Annotated in this window: 13 protein-coding genes; 3 read left to right on the top strand and 10 right to left on the bottom strand. The window is 50.2% G+C overall.

The features are described 5' to 3' along the window. Positions 1-65 precede the first annotated feature (65 nt). The 5 genes from AC6R0S_RS04550 to AC6R0S_RS04570 form a co-directional block, all read right to left on the bottom strand. Positions 66-1,622, bottom strand: a complete 1,557-nt coding sequence (locus tag AC6R0S_RS04550; protein WP_500637318.1) for a cryptochrome/photolyase family protein — start codon at positions 1,620-1,622, stop codon at positions 66-68. Then, complete coding sequence (locus tag AC6R0S_RS04555) at positions 1,623-2,963, bottom strand: DASH family cryptochrome (RefSeq protein ID WP_500637326.1); 1,341 nt, start codon at positions 2,961-2,963, stop codon at positions 1,623-1,625. 88 nt (positions 2,964-3,051) lie between these two features. Further along, a complete protein-coding gene (locus AC6R0S_RS04560) occupies positions 3,052-4,257 on the bottom strand; it encodes an MFS transporter (protein ID WP_500637319.1) in 1,206 nt (401 codons plus the stop codon). 11 nt (positions 4,258-4,268) lie between these two features. Continuing rightward, a complete protein-coding gene (locus AC6R0S_RS04565) occupies positions 4,269-4,502 on the bottom strand; it encodes a hypothetical protein (RefSeq protein WP_500637320.1) in 234 nt (77 codons plus the stop codon). A gap of 84 nt (positions 4,503-4,586) precedes the next feature. Then, on the bottom strand, positions 4,587-5,012 hold the full coding sequence (locus AC6R0S_RS04570; protein WP_500626796.1) for a rhodanese-like domain-containing protein: 426 nt from the start codon (positions 5,010-5,012) through the stop codon (positions 4,587-4,589). Between the two features lie 124 nt (positions 5,013-5,136). On the opposite strand from AC6R0S_RS04570, the gene AC6R0S_RS04575 reads away from it, so the two are divergent. After that, positions 5,137-6,129, top strand: a complete 993-nt coding sequence (locus tag AC6R0S_RS04575) for a helix-turn-helix domain-containing protein (protein WP_500637321.1) — start codon at positions 5,137-5,139, stop codon at positions 6,127-6,129. An 80-nt stretch (positions 6,130-6,209) separates the two neighbouring features. Continuing rightward, positions 6,210-7,748 carry a nitric oxide reductase transcriptional regulator NorR gene (norR, locus tag AC6R0S_RS04580; protein WP_500637327.1) on the top strand — a complete coding sequence of 513 codons (1,539 nt, stop codon included), beginning with the start codon at positions 6,210-6,212 and terminating at the stop codon, positions 7,746-7,748. Between the two features lie 55 nt (positions 7,749-7,803). On the opposite strand, the gene AC6R0S_RS04585 is transcribed toward norR, so the two are convergent. From AC6R0S_RS04585 to AC6R0S_RS04600, 4 genes are all read right to left on the bottom strand, one after another. Continuing rightward, positions 7,804-8,277: a peroxiredoxin gene (locus tag AC6R0S_RS04585; RefSeq protein ID WP_487902941.1), complete on the bottom strand. Its 474-nt coding sequence runs from the start codon at positions 8,275-8,277 to the stop codon at positions 7,804-7,806. Positions 8,278-8,364: 87 nt separating this feature from the next. Next, positions 8,365-9,330, bottom strand: coding sequence for a succinylglutamate desuccinylase/aspartoacylase family protein (locus AC6R0S_RS04590; RefSeq protein WP_500637328.1), 966 nt, complete (start codon positions 9,328-9,330; stop codon positions 8,365-8,367). 46 nt (positions 9,331-9,376) lie between these two features. Continuing rightward, complete coding sequence (locus tag AC6R0S_RS04595) at positions 9,377-10,555, bottom strand: MFS transporter (RefSeq protein ID WP_487902940.1); 1,179 nt, start codon at positions 10,553-10,555, stop codon at positions 9,377-9,379. Positions 10,556-10,684: 129 nt separating this feature from the next. After that, positions 10,685-10,963 (bottom strand): GNAT family N-acetyltransferase, encoded by a 279-nt coding sequence (locus AC6R0S_RS04600; protein WP_500630215.1) that lies wholly within the window; start codon positions 10,961-10,963, stop codon positions 10,685-10,687. Between the two features lie 170 nt (positions 10,964-11,133). On the opposite strand from AC6R0S_RS04600, the gene AC6R0S_RS04605 reads away from it, so the two are divergent. Further along, positions 11,134-11,871, top strand: a complete 738-nt coding sequence (locus tag AC6R0S_RS04605) for a flagellar brake protein (RefSeq protein ID WP_500626801.1) — start codon at positions 11,134-11,136, stop codon at positions 11,869-11,871. Positions 11,872-11,931: 60 nt separating this feature from the next. On the opposite strand, the gene gltS is transcribed toward AC6R0S_RS04605, so the two are convergent. Then, positions 11,932-13,158, bottom strand: a complete 1,227-nt coding sequence (gene gltS / locus AC6R0S_RS04610; RefSeq protein WP_500637322.1) for a sodium/glutamate symporter — start codon at positions 13,156-13,158, stop codon at positions 11,932-11,934. Positions 13,159-13,781: the final 623 nt, after the last annotated feature.

Consider the following 13,781-nt stretch of genomic DNA (forward strand, 5'->3'; position numbering starts at 1 on the left):
CTGAGATAGTGTCATGGAGATACCACAGATCACGCTAAGTACCCCATTGCTTGCAAGGTGCAGCGTTACAACGCGTCTATCTGCGCTAGGTAACGCTCCGCCGTTGATAACACCTCTGCCTGCTCGGCCTCTGACAGCTTATCCCAACTGCGATAGATCATACCGATGCGTGGGTTGCGACTGAGACGCTCACGATGAAGCAACATAAAACGCCAGTACAAACTATTAAACGGGCAGGCCCTCTCTCCGCTGCGTTGCTTCACATCGTAGTGACACCCTTTGCAGTAATCGCTCATCTTGTTGATGTAGTTTCCGCTCGCACAATAAGGTTTGGTGGCAATGATGCCTCCATCGGCAAACAGCGCCATCCCGCGCGTGTTGGGCATCTCTACCCACTCTATGGCATCAATATAGATGCCAAGGTACCACGCATCGACCTCGTCCGGTGCAACACCAGCCAGCAAGCAAAAATTGCCCGTGACCATCAAGCGTTGAATATGATGGGCGTAAGACCACTCAAGCGATTGACCAATACAGGCATGCATACACTTCATCTGAGTGCGGCCATGCCAAAAGTAGCTCGGCAAGGGGCGCTGGGCTTGCAGCTCATTGAGCGTCGCGTAGGTTGGCATGTTGATCCAATAAATACCCCGCATATACTCGCGCCACCCGATGATCTGACGGACAAAACCTTCGATCTGCGCCAAGGTAATCGGGCTGTCACTGCGCTGACTCTGGTGGTAACTCTCTAACGCCGCGTCCACTACCTCACATGGGCTGAGCATTTTAGTATTGATCGCAAAAGAGAGTCTGCTGTGGTAGAGGCTCCATTGGCTAAGATGCTGATCGGTCATCGCATCTTGGAAGCGACCGAAGAGCGGTAGACACACTCGGCAAAAGTGCGCCAACAAATTCAAGCCTTGATGACGAGATATCGGCCAGACAAGACGCTCTTGCTGCTGCCCGATCGTCGGGATTTGATGACGCTTGATACGCTCATTGATCGATGTGACATCGTTGGCAAACAGCAGAGGTCTCGGCAGCGCCTCAATATCGGACTTTTTGAGCTTATTGCGATTGTCGCCATCAAAATTCCACTGCCCACCGACGGGTTTGTCTGCGTCCATCAAAATATCAAAGCGCTGGCGCATTTTGCGGTAGAAGTTTTCCATCTTGACCGCTTTACCCGACTTAAAATAGTCGCCAATCTCATCAAATGGCAGCAAAAAGTGGTCGCTCTCGACGCAGTGCACTGTACATTGAGGCAGTGACAACAGTTCGAGCTGCCGCATCAGTCGGTATTCATCCGGCCTTTGATACTCGAACGTCTCGGCATTCACCCGCTCGACCCAATGCGCAATGAGTGAGGGCAGATCCTTGTAGGGCTCGGTGTCATCGAGCGTCAGATGCACCACGTGATGACCCGCTTCTTGCAACTCACGTGCAAAGTTCGCCATTGCGGCAAAAAAAGCCGCGATTTTCTGGCTATGATGACGGGTGTAGTGGGCTTCTTGATGCAGCTCTGCGATGAGGTAAAGCACCCCTTCCTCTTTTTGTGCAAACCAAGCGTGCTGATGATTTAACTGGTCGCCAAAAATGAGCCGAACGCAGGAATAGTTCACTTATCTCCCCTCCCCGCTATCCTCAATCGGCCAACCATTGTAATCGAAGGCATCTAAGCGCGAGAAGGCATCCAAGCACGAGTGCGAGGGTGTCCCCTGCCAACGGCGGATAAATTCACCGTCAGGGTCGTAAGTTTGGGTCTGTTTCTCGAGATTAAATTGACGTCCGCTGCGTGGATCCGCTCCGACGCCCGCAAGATACTGCCAGTTTCCCCAGTTTGAGGCCACATCGTAGTCCACCAACTGCGTTTCAAAGTACGCAGCACCATAACGCCAATCCATACCCAACTCATGAACCAAACAGCTCGCCACCAGTTGACGGCCGCGGTTGGACATATACCCTGTCGCACGCAACTGTTTCATGCATGCATTAACGATAGCATAAGGCGTCTCTCCTGCTATCCACGCCGCAAAGCGCTCCGGGTAAAACGACGTGAGCGGTGCTTGCTCTGTGATACCTCGAAAAGCGAATAAACGCTGACGATGCAATCTTGCATACCAGTAGAAGTAGTCACGCCACAGTAGCTCAAACGCAATCCAATAGGTTGACTCGTTGGCTCCATGAGCCGCCTCATACTGCGCCAGTTTGGCCAAAATGGTCCGTGCACTGAGACAACCTTGAGCGAGCCACGGTGAGAACTTGGTCGAATAAGCCATGCCCTCAAGGCCATTGCGGGTCGTTTTATAGTGACTCGCGTTGGACGTCGAAAAGTAATGATCACAATGGGCCAGTGCCGCGCCCTCTCCTCCCAGAAACTGTCCGCTTTGGCAGGGACTCATCGTCACTAGGGGGTAGTCGACCTCAATCACACTTGGCAATGTCTCAACCACAGGCAAGGGCCCTGGCACTGCAAGGGGTTCGACACGGTTTCGAAATCGGCTAAAAGTGGCTGGCAGTTCGGCGAGTGAAAAAGGCAGCTCAGATTCATCAAGTATGTGGCCACTCTCTCTTTGGATGATATTGAGATCAGGACACGTTGCTTGCAACGCATCCACTATGCGCTGCTCATCTATACCGGCAAAACGTTGACAATAAAAGTGGGTAATGTCCTGCTCTCGAATGAGAGCTGCGAGCGAAGCGGCGCTAAGATCAGGCAAACAATAGAGGTTTTGACCCAATTTAGCCAAACTGGCCGCCAGATCGCTGGCCGATTGAGACCAAAAAGCCTCTCTGCTCGCTCCCAACTGGCACTGCTGAGAAAAGCGAGAGAGGAAATGGGTCATCTGAGGTGGGCTGCAGACGCAAAGCATCTCATCGACCTGCTCTGCTGCGGCTTGAAGTAATGGGTTGTCTGTCAGACGAAAATCATTGTGAAACCAGTACAACCCTCTTCGAGATATGGGGAGTGACAAAACCTTGCTCCATAAAATCATTCACTCCCATTCAATACGCAGTTTCTACCATTATGGATTAGTTTGAGCGGATGGCTCAGCTTGCAGCGGCCAATCTTGCCACAGGCTTGTCGTTGATCGGCAAATGAATCAATGCCGCAGCAAAGGCCAAGACCACAGTCGACCACCAAATCGGATCGTAAGAGCCATAGTAGTCATAAATTCGACCGCCCACCCACGCGCCAAGAAAGCTACCGACTTGGTGGCTGAAAAACACCAACCCATACAAGGTGGAAAGGTACTTCGCGCCAAAGATCTGCCGAACTAACCCCGACGTCAGCGGCACAGTCCCTAGCCATACAAAGCCGATCGCCCCACCAAAAAGCGCCGCCGTCGATTCGGTAACAGGCAAAGTGACAAACCCAGCGATGACTATGGTGCGCATAACGTACAAAGCCGCCATCACGTGGCGCTTGCTGAATTTATCACCCAGCACGCCCCAAAAGTACGAACCAAAAATATTGAAGATACCGACATACGCCAGCGCCATCGCCGCCGTAGACGCAGGCAGGGCTTTATCAGCCAAGTAACTGGGCAAATGGGTTGCAATGAACATCACATGAAAACCACAAACAAAGAAGCCACCATGGATCAGCCAATACCCCTTGTGGGAGAAGGCTTCTTTCAGTGCCTGTTTAAGGTTTTGATCATCCGCCACCTGAGGGGTCGCCGCACTCGTTTTAGGCGTTTTCATAAACAGAGCAAAAGCCACCATAGTAGAACAGAGCAGCGCAAACACCTGCATGGCGCCTTGCCAGCCAAAATCAGACAGCAAAGCTTGAGCGCCCGGGATCATCGCAAACATGCCAAACGAGCCCGCGGCGGTCGTCAATCCAAACGCTTTAGCCGCGTGCTGTGCGGGCACCACTTTAGCTACCGCCCCGAGTACAATCACATAACTGGTTGCACTAAGGCCAAGGCCAACCAACACACCCAATGAGAGATACAACACGCTAGGCGCGGTGGCGATCGAGGTCAAGTAGAGCCCCAATCCATAGGCCAGAGCGCCACCGACAATAATACGTTTGGCGCCGAAGCGATCAGCGGCCATACCAACAAACGGCTGAAACGCACCAAATAGCAGGTTTTGTAGGGCAATCGCGAAACTAAAAAACTCTCGACCGACCGTAAAGTGCTCTGAAATAGGCATCATAAAAATGCCGAACGATTGGCGAATACCCAAACAGATGATGAGAATGGCAATGCCCAGCCAAACCATCAATGGAAATCGAAATACACTCATTATTGTTGCCCTTAATGATGGTGGTGAGAATGACTATTGCCGTGACTTGATGCACGTGAGTCTTGTCTTGAAGCATCATCGAACTCAAGATCTTGTCCATGACACCCCAGTGCCATCGCTTGTTCGGCCAGCGTACTAAGCAAGGAAGGGGAATGGTGAACACCCACCAAGACAAGCACAAGCACTAAGGTCATTCTCACAAGTTGAGCACTGAGTGATTGCGATAAAAGGGATGAAAAAAGCATACGTTTCAGCCTCAGTGACAGTAAAAAGAGCGCGGAGTGTAGAGCGCCGCGCGCCATGACTCAAATGACATTTCTACACTCATATTATGCATAAGATGCATTTTTCTGCTCGCTCTTAGAGCCCGTGACCAGAGCAAAGCCTTCATCCTGCCAACCTGTTACCCCACCAATCATCTTTTTCACTGGCCTGCCGAGGCGAGCCAAACGAACGGCGGCTTTTTCAGTGCCATTGCAGTGTGGCCCTGCGCAATACACGACAAACAGCGTGTCTTTCGGGTAGTGCGCCAACGCACGTTCATTCAATCGAGCATGGGGAATCGATACCGAGCCCTCAATATGCCCTGCGTCAAACAGCGCCTCACCGCGCACATCGATAAGAACGAAATCTTGTAATCCGTTACTTATCGCATGGTGCACGTCCCAGCAATCGGTCTCAAACTGCATTAACGACTCAAAATGGCGCAACGCTGCCTCACTGCTCGCTGCCGGTACTCTTGATACTGCGCTCATGGCTCTCTTCCTTGTTTATTGAGGTTAGCACCATTATCCGCACAAATTATCGACCTCGCCACTGGCTTAAAAGCCAACGTTCGTTAATAATAAGCCAAAAGCTGCATTCAGCTGGAGGTAAATAATGAGCACCGACAAACAGGGATTCACTGCAAAACCCTACGCACATCAGACCAAAACAGTGCGCGTTGCAATATTGGCCCATCAGCACGTGACTTTATTTGAGCTCTCCTGCGCGGTTGAACTGTTTGCCCTGCCAAGACCGGAATTCAAAGAGTGGTACGATACCCAAGTCATCACACTGGAAAACGCGCCTATTCAGACCACAGGCAACATGACCTTGGTCACTGAATCAGCAAGCTCGCTTGAGCCGTTTGACACCTTGATCATTCCCGGTTGGCCAACAGGGGATGACACCATCCCACCGCTGATTGCGAAAGAAGTAACGCGTTTTGTTAACGCAGGTAAGCGAGTGCTGTCTCTTTGCTCTGGCTCATTTTTGCTGGCCAGATTGGGGCTGCTCGCCGGTAGAAAAGCCACCACGCATTGGATGTACGAGAGCAAGTTTCGTGAACAATTTCCCGATGTGGACTATCAATCGGACGTGCTGTATGTGTTGGAGGGGCAAATAGGCTGCGCCGCTGGCAGCGCTTCTGCGCTCGATTTAGGACTGGCGATCATACGCGAAGATTTTGGTTACCAAATCGCCAACCAAGTCGCAAAGCGCTTGGTTGTCTCATCACATCGCACCGGCGGACAAGCACAATATGTCGAAACGCCCATGCTCAAAGTGCCGAGCTCGTTTTCCAACGCCGTTGAGTGGGCGAATGAACACCTCAGTCAAGCCATCAGCGTCGACGAATGGGCAAGCCACGCCAATATGTCGCGGCGCACGTTTGATAGAAAGTTTCGCTCAAGCTTCAACCTCTCCCCTAAAGCCTGGCTGATCAAGCAGCGCATCGAACGCGCCAAAGGGTTATTGGAAACCGAGCCGCTAAGCATTGAGCAACTTGCCCAACAATCGGGGTTCGACAGCGCCGTCACGCTGCGCCACCACTTCCGTCGTTTAGTCGGCGTGTCTCCTCAGCAGTATCGGGAGAAGTTTAAACTGGGCTAAACAACCCAATGACATTGTTGATGTTAAAACAACATCGCAGTGCTACACTTCCTGCATGCCGATATGACAAAATGACAACCATGCAAGATAAACTCAATCGCGTTTTACTCGATATTGCCCTTAACCTCAGTTCTAGCCAAAACAGTGAACGTCAATATCAAGTCTTAATTGACGGTGTTGACCGTGTCTTTCCCTGTGACGCGAGTGCGCTGTTCATTCTCGATCAGGATGGGCTGCTGACACCCGTCGCGGTAAAAGGCATTGCGGCGAGCATCTTTGGTCGCCGTTTCTATCCGAAAAACCACCCCAGACTTCAAGCCATCATGCAAAGCACCTCCCCGGTGCGTTTTGATGCTCAATGTGAGTTACCGGACCCGTTCAGCGGCATCATGCTCAGCGCAGAGAATGATTTGGATGTCCATGACTGCATGGGGTGCAGCTTGTATGTGGAGGGGCAATTGGTTGGCATCTTAACTTTAGATTCACTCACAGTCGGCGCGTTTGACAGCATCGATGTTGTCACGGTTGAAACCTTTGCCGCGCTTGCGGCAGCGACACTACGCAATATCTCGCAGATGAATGCGCTCAAAGCGCAAAATCAGAAACAGAAGTCGGTGACGCAGACGCTCATCCAGCAAGCACGATCGCAGACGGGTGAGATGATGGGCATTAGCCCCCAAATACGCCAACTGAAAACCAACATCTCAACCGTGGCGCAGTCGGACTACGCTGTGTTGATCACCGGAGAAACGGGTGTGGGTAAAGAGTTGGTGGCGCACAGTGTCCACGCTCAAAGTCATCGCGCGGACAAACCGATGATTTACGTCAACTGCGCCGCCTTGCCAGAAGGATTGGCTGAAAGCGAATTGTTTGGTCATGTCAAAGGCGCTTATACCGGAGCCAGTCAGCACCGAGCGGGGAAGTTTGAACTGGCCGATGGTGGCACGCTGTTTCTCGATGAGGTCGGAGAATTATCATTAACGCTACAAGCCAAACTATTACGTGTGCTCCAGCAAGGTGAAGTGCAACGCGTCGGCAGCGATCAACGTTTGCTGGTCAATGTGCGCATCATCGCCGCCACCAATCGCGATCTGGACAAGGCGGTCAATGCGGGTCAGTTTCGCGCCGATCTATTCCACCGCTTGAACGTTTTTCCTATTGACGTTCCTCCGCTTCGCAAACGCGAAGGCGATATTGCGGTACTAGCGGGGTATTTGTTGGAGAAGGTTCGCAACCAGTTCCACATTCCTAATTTGCATCTGCATCCCAAATCCATTCTCGTGCTGGAAAAACAGACCTGGCCAGGCAACGTCCGAGAGCTAGAACACACCCTCACACGAGCGGCCCTGCGCTGCATCCAGCAGCAGCAACACATTATTCAACCGAGCCACTTTGATACTGGGCTAACCACCTACAACACCGCATCACAACCGCATTTTTTACCTAAAGAGAGCCAGCCAATGCGCGAACTTGTCGAAGCCTATCAAAAAGATCTGATTGTTCATGCGCTTGACGTCACCAACGGCACCTGGTCAAAAGCGGCCGAGTTTCTTCAAATGGATCGCGGGAATTTGTATCGGATGGGCAAAAAGCTTGGGGTGATGGTACAAGGGAAATGAAAGGCGTGTAAAAAAATGGCCCGCAATGCGAGCCATCGTTCAATAAGGCCGTTGATTACAGCGTGTCGAGAATTGCTTCAGCGCTGCTTACCTCAAACTTGCTTGGCTCTTCAACGTTGAGTTGGGTGACAACGCCATTGTCGATCACCATCGCATAGCGTTGTGAACGCAGACCACCGAATGAAGCGGTGTCTTTCTCAAGCCCTAACGCTTTGGTGAAGCTTGCATCACCATCGCCCAGCATCATAATTTCGGTGGCGTTTTGCGCTTCGCCCCATGCGTGCATCACAAAGGCATCATTGACGGAGACACAAGCAATCAAGTCAACGCCTTGCGCTTTGATCTTGTCTGCGAGCACAACGTAACCGGGAAGGTGCGCTTCAGAGCAGGTCGGCGTAAATGCGCCAGGTACTGCAAACAGAACCACTTTTTTACCTGCGAATAGTTCAGAAGTTGAGTGTGACACCATTCCATCGCTCGTAAGCTCACTCAGTACCGCTTCTGGAATAGTTTGGCCGATCTCTATCATGGTGACGTTTCCTATGTCATGGGTTTTACTCATCATAGCGGTGAATAGCCAGATTAACCACGGGTAGATACTAAGGGTATTGCACCCTCAGCAAATCAAGCGCACGACAAGTGACCCCGGCGCACGAACCGCTTCAACATTGTGGCTGATCACCGTCCCCGAGACTGGCGCGACGTATTCATCCACCACGTCGCCAAAACTGTCATATTGCGTCGCCAGCGACTGACCGACTTCAACTTTGGCCAGCAAAGGCACGTGACACAGGACAAATCCGCCCTGGTTGGCGCGAATACTGACGATCTTTTTCCCTTCCACGCAGGGAGTTTCACTGCTTGATACGGGCTCATCCAACATCTCATAGGCGCGTAAAATGTTCAGCACGCCTTGCGTCGCTCTTCCAACCATGTCGATGTCGGTGTAGCGCCCAACGCCCACTTCAATCGTGATGGATGGGATCCCCGTGCGATTGTAGACGGTTTCCAAAATACCCGGGTCACCGGGGTCATCAAGAATGACATCAGGATTGACGAGTCTTGCCATCGCAATGGCTTCTTCTAAGCGATAGTCGGCAAACACATACAAAGGATACGCTGAGCCGCTGGTTTGCGAATGCAGATCAATCGCCAGATCTGCGTTGGGTTTGAGCAAGTTTTCCCACAAGCTGAAGGCATAGCGACTGGCATCGTCCCCCTCCGCGCTACCGGGAAACAGACGGTTAAGGTTAGCAGAAGAGCTGTCTGGCGCGGCGGAGTGAAAGTCGCGACTGTGTCGCTCGATACCCGAGAGGTTGACCGTTGGCACTATGGTCACCGTACCGGCTAACTTTCTGCCCACTAAGGCTCTTGCCAAACTTTGAGCAGTCAAGATGCCATTTTGTTCATCACCGTGAACGCCCGCCGTGATCATGACGCGCTTGCCCGCTTGCTCACCTTTGAACACTCTAACGGGTAAAGTTTGAGCGTGGCCCACCGCGTCGGTCGCCACCGCAAACCACAGTTTGTGCTCGCCGGGCGCCAGCGCGTCGACATCCAACGCTTTCAACGTCGGATACATAGGAACGATATTTTGGTTGAGTGAGGTCACCTCTTGTTTCACAGCGTTAACTCCATCTTAATAGTCGGACTTCATTCCCTTCTTCAGGCTTGGCGGGAATGTTTAAAGATAACAGTAGTGATACCCCCGCCATCGCCGCACCGATATAAAACACCGCGGCGGGAGAGACAAGCCAAATAAAGCCAAAGGTCACTGGAATGACAACCGCAGCAATATGGTTAATCGTAAAGGAGACGCCCGCAGTCGAAGCCATATCAGCAGGGTCGGCAATTTTCTGCAGATAGGTTTTTATCGCCAATGCCAAAGCAAAAAAGAGATGATCAATCACGTACAAAGCGGCGGCCCACTCTGCGCTTTGCACTAGGGCGTAGCCGACAAACACGCCAATCAAGCCGACATATTCAAACATCAAGGCTTTGCGCTCGCCCACATGGCCAATAAAGCGACCAATACGCTTAGCAAATAGGAAGTTAAACAGGTAGTTGATCAAAAACAGCATGGTAATATCGGCCGCCGAGTAGCCAAACTTTTCCACCATCAGAAAGCCGGCAAAAACGGTGAAGATTTGGCGACGAGCGCCACTCATAAACGTCAATGCGTAATAGAGCCAGTAGCGTTTGCGCAGCACCAACTTCTTATTTTGCGGAGTTTGTGCTTCAAATTGAGGAAACGCGAACGCCATCCAAGCGACCAACACCAGCCCGACGCCGCCAAACAGCAGGTACACCCATTTAAACTCCATCGCGAACACTTCCAAACACAGCCAGAGCGCGCCGTAGGTAACCAGAGAGGCAAGCGCGCCAACCGATATCAGCTTGCCGAGCATTTCTGGCGCTTCGTCTTTATTCAACCATTGCAGGGAGAGCGACTGTTTTAGAGTTTCAAAATAGTGAAAGCCGGTCGACATCAGTAACGTGGTCATCAATAGGCCAAATAGGGAGGGGAAGAACCCCGTAATCGCGGTGCCCAGTGTTAACGCCACCAAAGAGAGCAACATAAACTTCTGCTCACGGACAAACAGCAAAACAAACACTGCGGTAAACGCTAAGAAACCCGGTATTTCACGCACACTTTGCAATAGGCCGATGTCTGCACCATCGAAATTGGCCTTCTCGATCACAAAGTTGTTTAACAGAGCCATCCAGCTTGAAAAAGCGATGGGCACAACGATAGAAATGAGCAGCAGAAAGTTTTGTGGGGTTTTCCAAGAGGCAGAGCGATTCATAAGCCGTACATGTTGATGTGAAAGAAGTGTTACATTAATCGCAAACTGGCGACTTTACCAGTCCCGCACCTCGCCAAGGTCAGTACATTGATACTGACTATATGGCGAGAATCAAAACCGATTAACATCTCACGCCACTAAATGTTGCCACTCAGGGTGACGCTCAAGGTAGTGGACAACGTAGCTGCAGACTGGGTGAATTTTTAGCTTTCGCTCCTCAAACAGGGGAAGGATCGCTTCCATCATAACCTTGCCATAACCTCGCCCTTGCAGCGCGTCAGGCACTTTCGTTGACGTAATGTGATAGACGTCTGCCACTTTATGGTAACGAACTAGCGCGTACTCTTCCCCTTCAAGGTGAACACGAATTTGACAGTTCGACTCATCGAAAATCAGTTTTTCCTGCATAATTACTCTTAAAAATGCTACTTGGCTCATAATTTTACCGCAAATAGATGTTTGAACAATCCTTCAAGCGTGAATAAAATCTAAGACTCTCGGAAACATTCTGACATGATTTTCGAAAAAATATGATGCTGACCGCAAAAACAACTAAAAAGCGGCAAGCAGGAGGCTAGATGACATCTCAGGCAGTGTTAAAACAACAACGACATTCGGGTTCGAAAATCAAAGACAAAAATAAATCCATAATTAAGAGCTCGGACGCTCTAGCCATGGTTGAGCATGGTGGAGAATTAACCATCGGCATCACGACTCCAGTGGGCACGACATTTCGCTGTAAAACCGCGTTCATCGGTTCGCACTCTGATAACTATGTGTTAGCCGAGTTACCCAAGGTCTCCGACGATGACCTTGACTATTTCTTCCAAGAAGGATTTTGGGCGACAGTGAGAGCCATTTCACCCCGTGGCGAAGGAGCGCTGATCCACTTCCGCTCCCAACTCCTGCACGTCATGGTGTCCCCTGTGCCTATGGTTGCGCTTTCCATACCACAGACCATGGAGGTCACCCAACTTCGAAAAGAGCCACGCTACGACGTCAACCTCGCGGTCAAAGTGATTGCACAGTCCCATCGGCTGGACGGTGAAATTCGCGATCTCTCCAAAGGCGGTTGCCGATTCATTACCGCGCCACTGAGCCGTTCATTCCAAGTCGGAGAAGAAGTATCTCTAAATGTGATGGTGCAAAGTGGTAAAGGGGTTGAATTTCAGCCTTTGTTTGGAAAGATCTGCAATCTTCAGCGATCACACCATTACTCTCGATATGGTGTTGCCTTTACTGAATTAGGGGCAGAAAACGCGAAAAACCTGCTCGGTAAACTGAAGTTCGACGGCACCAAGCTCACCTTGAGATAAAACAATTAAAAAAGACCCAGCGTGGTAACACGGCTGGGTCTTTTTTATAGGCTCATTCCACTAACGGATAAAACTGATATAGCCTTGCAGAATGACCAAATTGACAATATCGATAAAAAACGCGCCGACAATCGGCACAACCATAAACGCCTGAGGGGATGGGCCAAATTTATTGACCAACGAGCCCATATTCATGACAGCGGTTGGGGTAGCGCCGAGCCCAAAACCACAATGGCCGCCAGCAATCACTGCCGCATCGTAGTTTGCTCCCATCACCTTGAACGTCACGAAATAAGCAAACAGGCCGAGAATCACCGATTGCACGGCTAAAATCAGCAAAAACGGCAGCGCCAAATCAAATATGTTCCACAACTTTAAGCTCATCAGCGCCATCGCCAAAAACAGCGACAACGATACAGTCCCTAGGATATCGACGGTTTCGGTGTCCACTTTGTGAGTTTTGGTGACTTCGAGAATATTGGTGATAAACACACCGATAAACAACGCATAAACAAAATCGGGAATAATCAACCAGGAGATCGCCAACTCGCTGACCCAATGCTCTAGGTATTTAGCCCCCGTCACACAAAGCAGTAAGATAAAGAGCACTTCCACCACTTTTTTCGCGTTGACCTTGTCCTCTTCGTACTCGTTATAGGTGACAAGATCAGGAAACTTCTCGTGTGTGTGGCCGCTACGGCCATATTGAGATTCAATCTGGTGTTTATTAATCAGCTTCTGAGCCACAGGACTGCCAATAATGCCACCAATGATCAAACCAAACGTTGCTGACGCCATCGCGATTTCTAAAGTGTTCGGTAGTCCAAAGCTTTCGGAGAAGGTTTGCGACCAAGCCGCCCCTGTGCCATGTCCACCCGACAAGGTTATCGAACCAGCGATAAGCCCCATAAGAGGATCAAGACCAAGCGCGGTGGCCAAAGAGATGCCTACGCCATTTTGAATCACGATGTAAAATGAGGCGATCGCAAGAAACAAAAAGACCTTCGCCCCACCTTTCATCAATTGGGTATAGTTGGCCGCTAGGCCGACGGTGGCAAAAAACATCAACATGAGGATTTTTTGCAGCGGTAAAGAGAAGGTCACATCGACGTGGTTGAAATGCAGCACGGTAATGATGAGCGCCACAACAAGCCCGCCTACAATGGGTTCAGGGATATTAAAACGCTGCAAGATAGGAAGACGAGCATTGATAAACTGGCCGAGAAACAACACACTGATTGCGACTAAGAACGACTCTAATGGCCCAACGGAGATTATTGGATTCATATCACCTCTTTGACGTTGCTATGCCATCTTCCTTAATGACGTGGGTACTTTTCCTCTAGTGAAACAACTGGATAAAGACGATATCGACTGACAATCGGTCGTAAAAACTACCGTCTTTGTGCAATAAAAGCGGCCATTATGGAGAAAAAAGTGGGGATTTGTCGAGTTTTTCCGGAAAAAAGGCAAAAAAAGAGCCAACCGCAATCGTGCGCTTGGCTTATATGTATTGTGAACAAAATTCATTCACTAACAACGTCAGTTGGCTAGGTGACCCTCGGCTTAAGAAGGGTCAATAATATAAATGCATGATGCATGCCAAGTTTATATTGGCCGTTTTAGCCTGTTGTATCGCACTTCTTGTCAGGCTTTGATTGCATTTTTGCAAAGTGCAATTGCACAATGCAAACAATGTGCATTTCAATAAGAAACTGATCTCTTATATTTAATTTTATCAATGGTGGCTATTGATGTTTTTTCCACATAGTCAGCGCTATACATAGCGCGATAATTTAACTCCAACGCCTTAGGCGTTATACTCTCGCCACACAGAATAAGTGACCATAAACAATGAGCTATTTTTCTACATTTTTAAAAGGGTTAGCGATGGGCGCCGCGGATGTCGT

The organism is Vibrio sp. R15-SG3-ISO1B, from assembly GCF_059833835.1.

Excerpts from the sequence above, each read along its gene's own strand:
- AC6R0S_RS04600 (WP_500630215.1), bottom strand. The coding sequence starts at position 10,963 with ATGCAGGAAAAACTGATTTTCGATGAGTCGAACTGTCAAATTCGTGTT.
- AC6R0S_RS04575 (WP_500637321.1), top strand. The coding sequence starts at position 5,137 with ATGAGCACCGACAAACAGGGATTCACTGCAAAACCCTACGCACATCAG.
- AC6R0S_RS04565 (WP_500637320.1), bottom strand. The coding sequence starts at position 4,502 with ATGCTTTTTTCATCCCTTTTATCGCAATCACTCAGTGCTCAACTTGTG.
- AC6R0S_RS04570 (WP_500626796.1), bottom strand. The coding sequence starts at position 5,012 with ATGAGCGCAGTATCAAGAGTACCGGCAGCGAGCAGTGAGGCAGCGTTG.
- AC6R0S_RS04605 (WP_500626801.1), top strand. The coding sequence starts at position 11,134 with ATGACATCTCAGGCAGTGTTAAAACAACAACGACATTCGGGTTCGAAA.
- norR (WP_500637327.1), top strand. The coding sequence starts at position 6,210 with ATGCAAGATAAACTCAATCGCGTTTTACTCGATATTGCCCTTAACCTC.
- AC6R0S_RS04595 (WP_487902940.1), bottom strand. The coding sequence starts at position 10,555 with ATGAATCGCTCTGCCTCTTGGAAAACCCCACAAAACTTTCTGCTGCTC.
- AC6R0S_RS04585 (WP_487902941.1), bottom strand. The coding sequence starts at position 8,277 with ATGATAGAGATCGGCCAAACTATTCCAGAAGCGGTACTGAGTGAGCTT.
- gltS (WP_500637322.1), bottom strand. The coding sequence starts at position 13,158 with ATGAATCCAATAATCTCCGTTGGGCCATTAGAGTCGTTCTTAGTCGCA.
- AC6R0S_RS04560 (WP_500637319.1), bottom strand. The coding sequence starts at position 4,257 with ATGAGTGTATTTCGATTTCCATTGATGGTTTGGCTGGGCATTGCCATT.
- AC6R0S_RS04590 (WP_500637328.1), bottom strand. The coding sequence starts at position 9,330 with ATGTATCCGACGTTGAAAGCGTTGGATGTCGACGCGCTGGCGCCCGGC.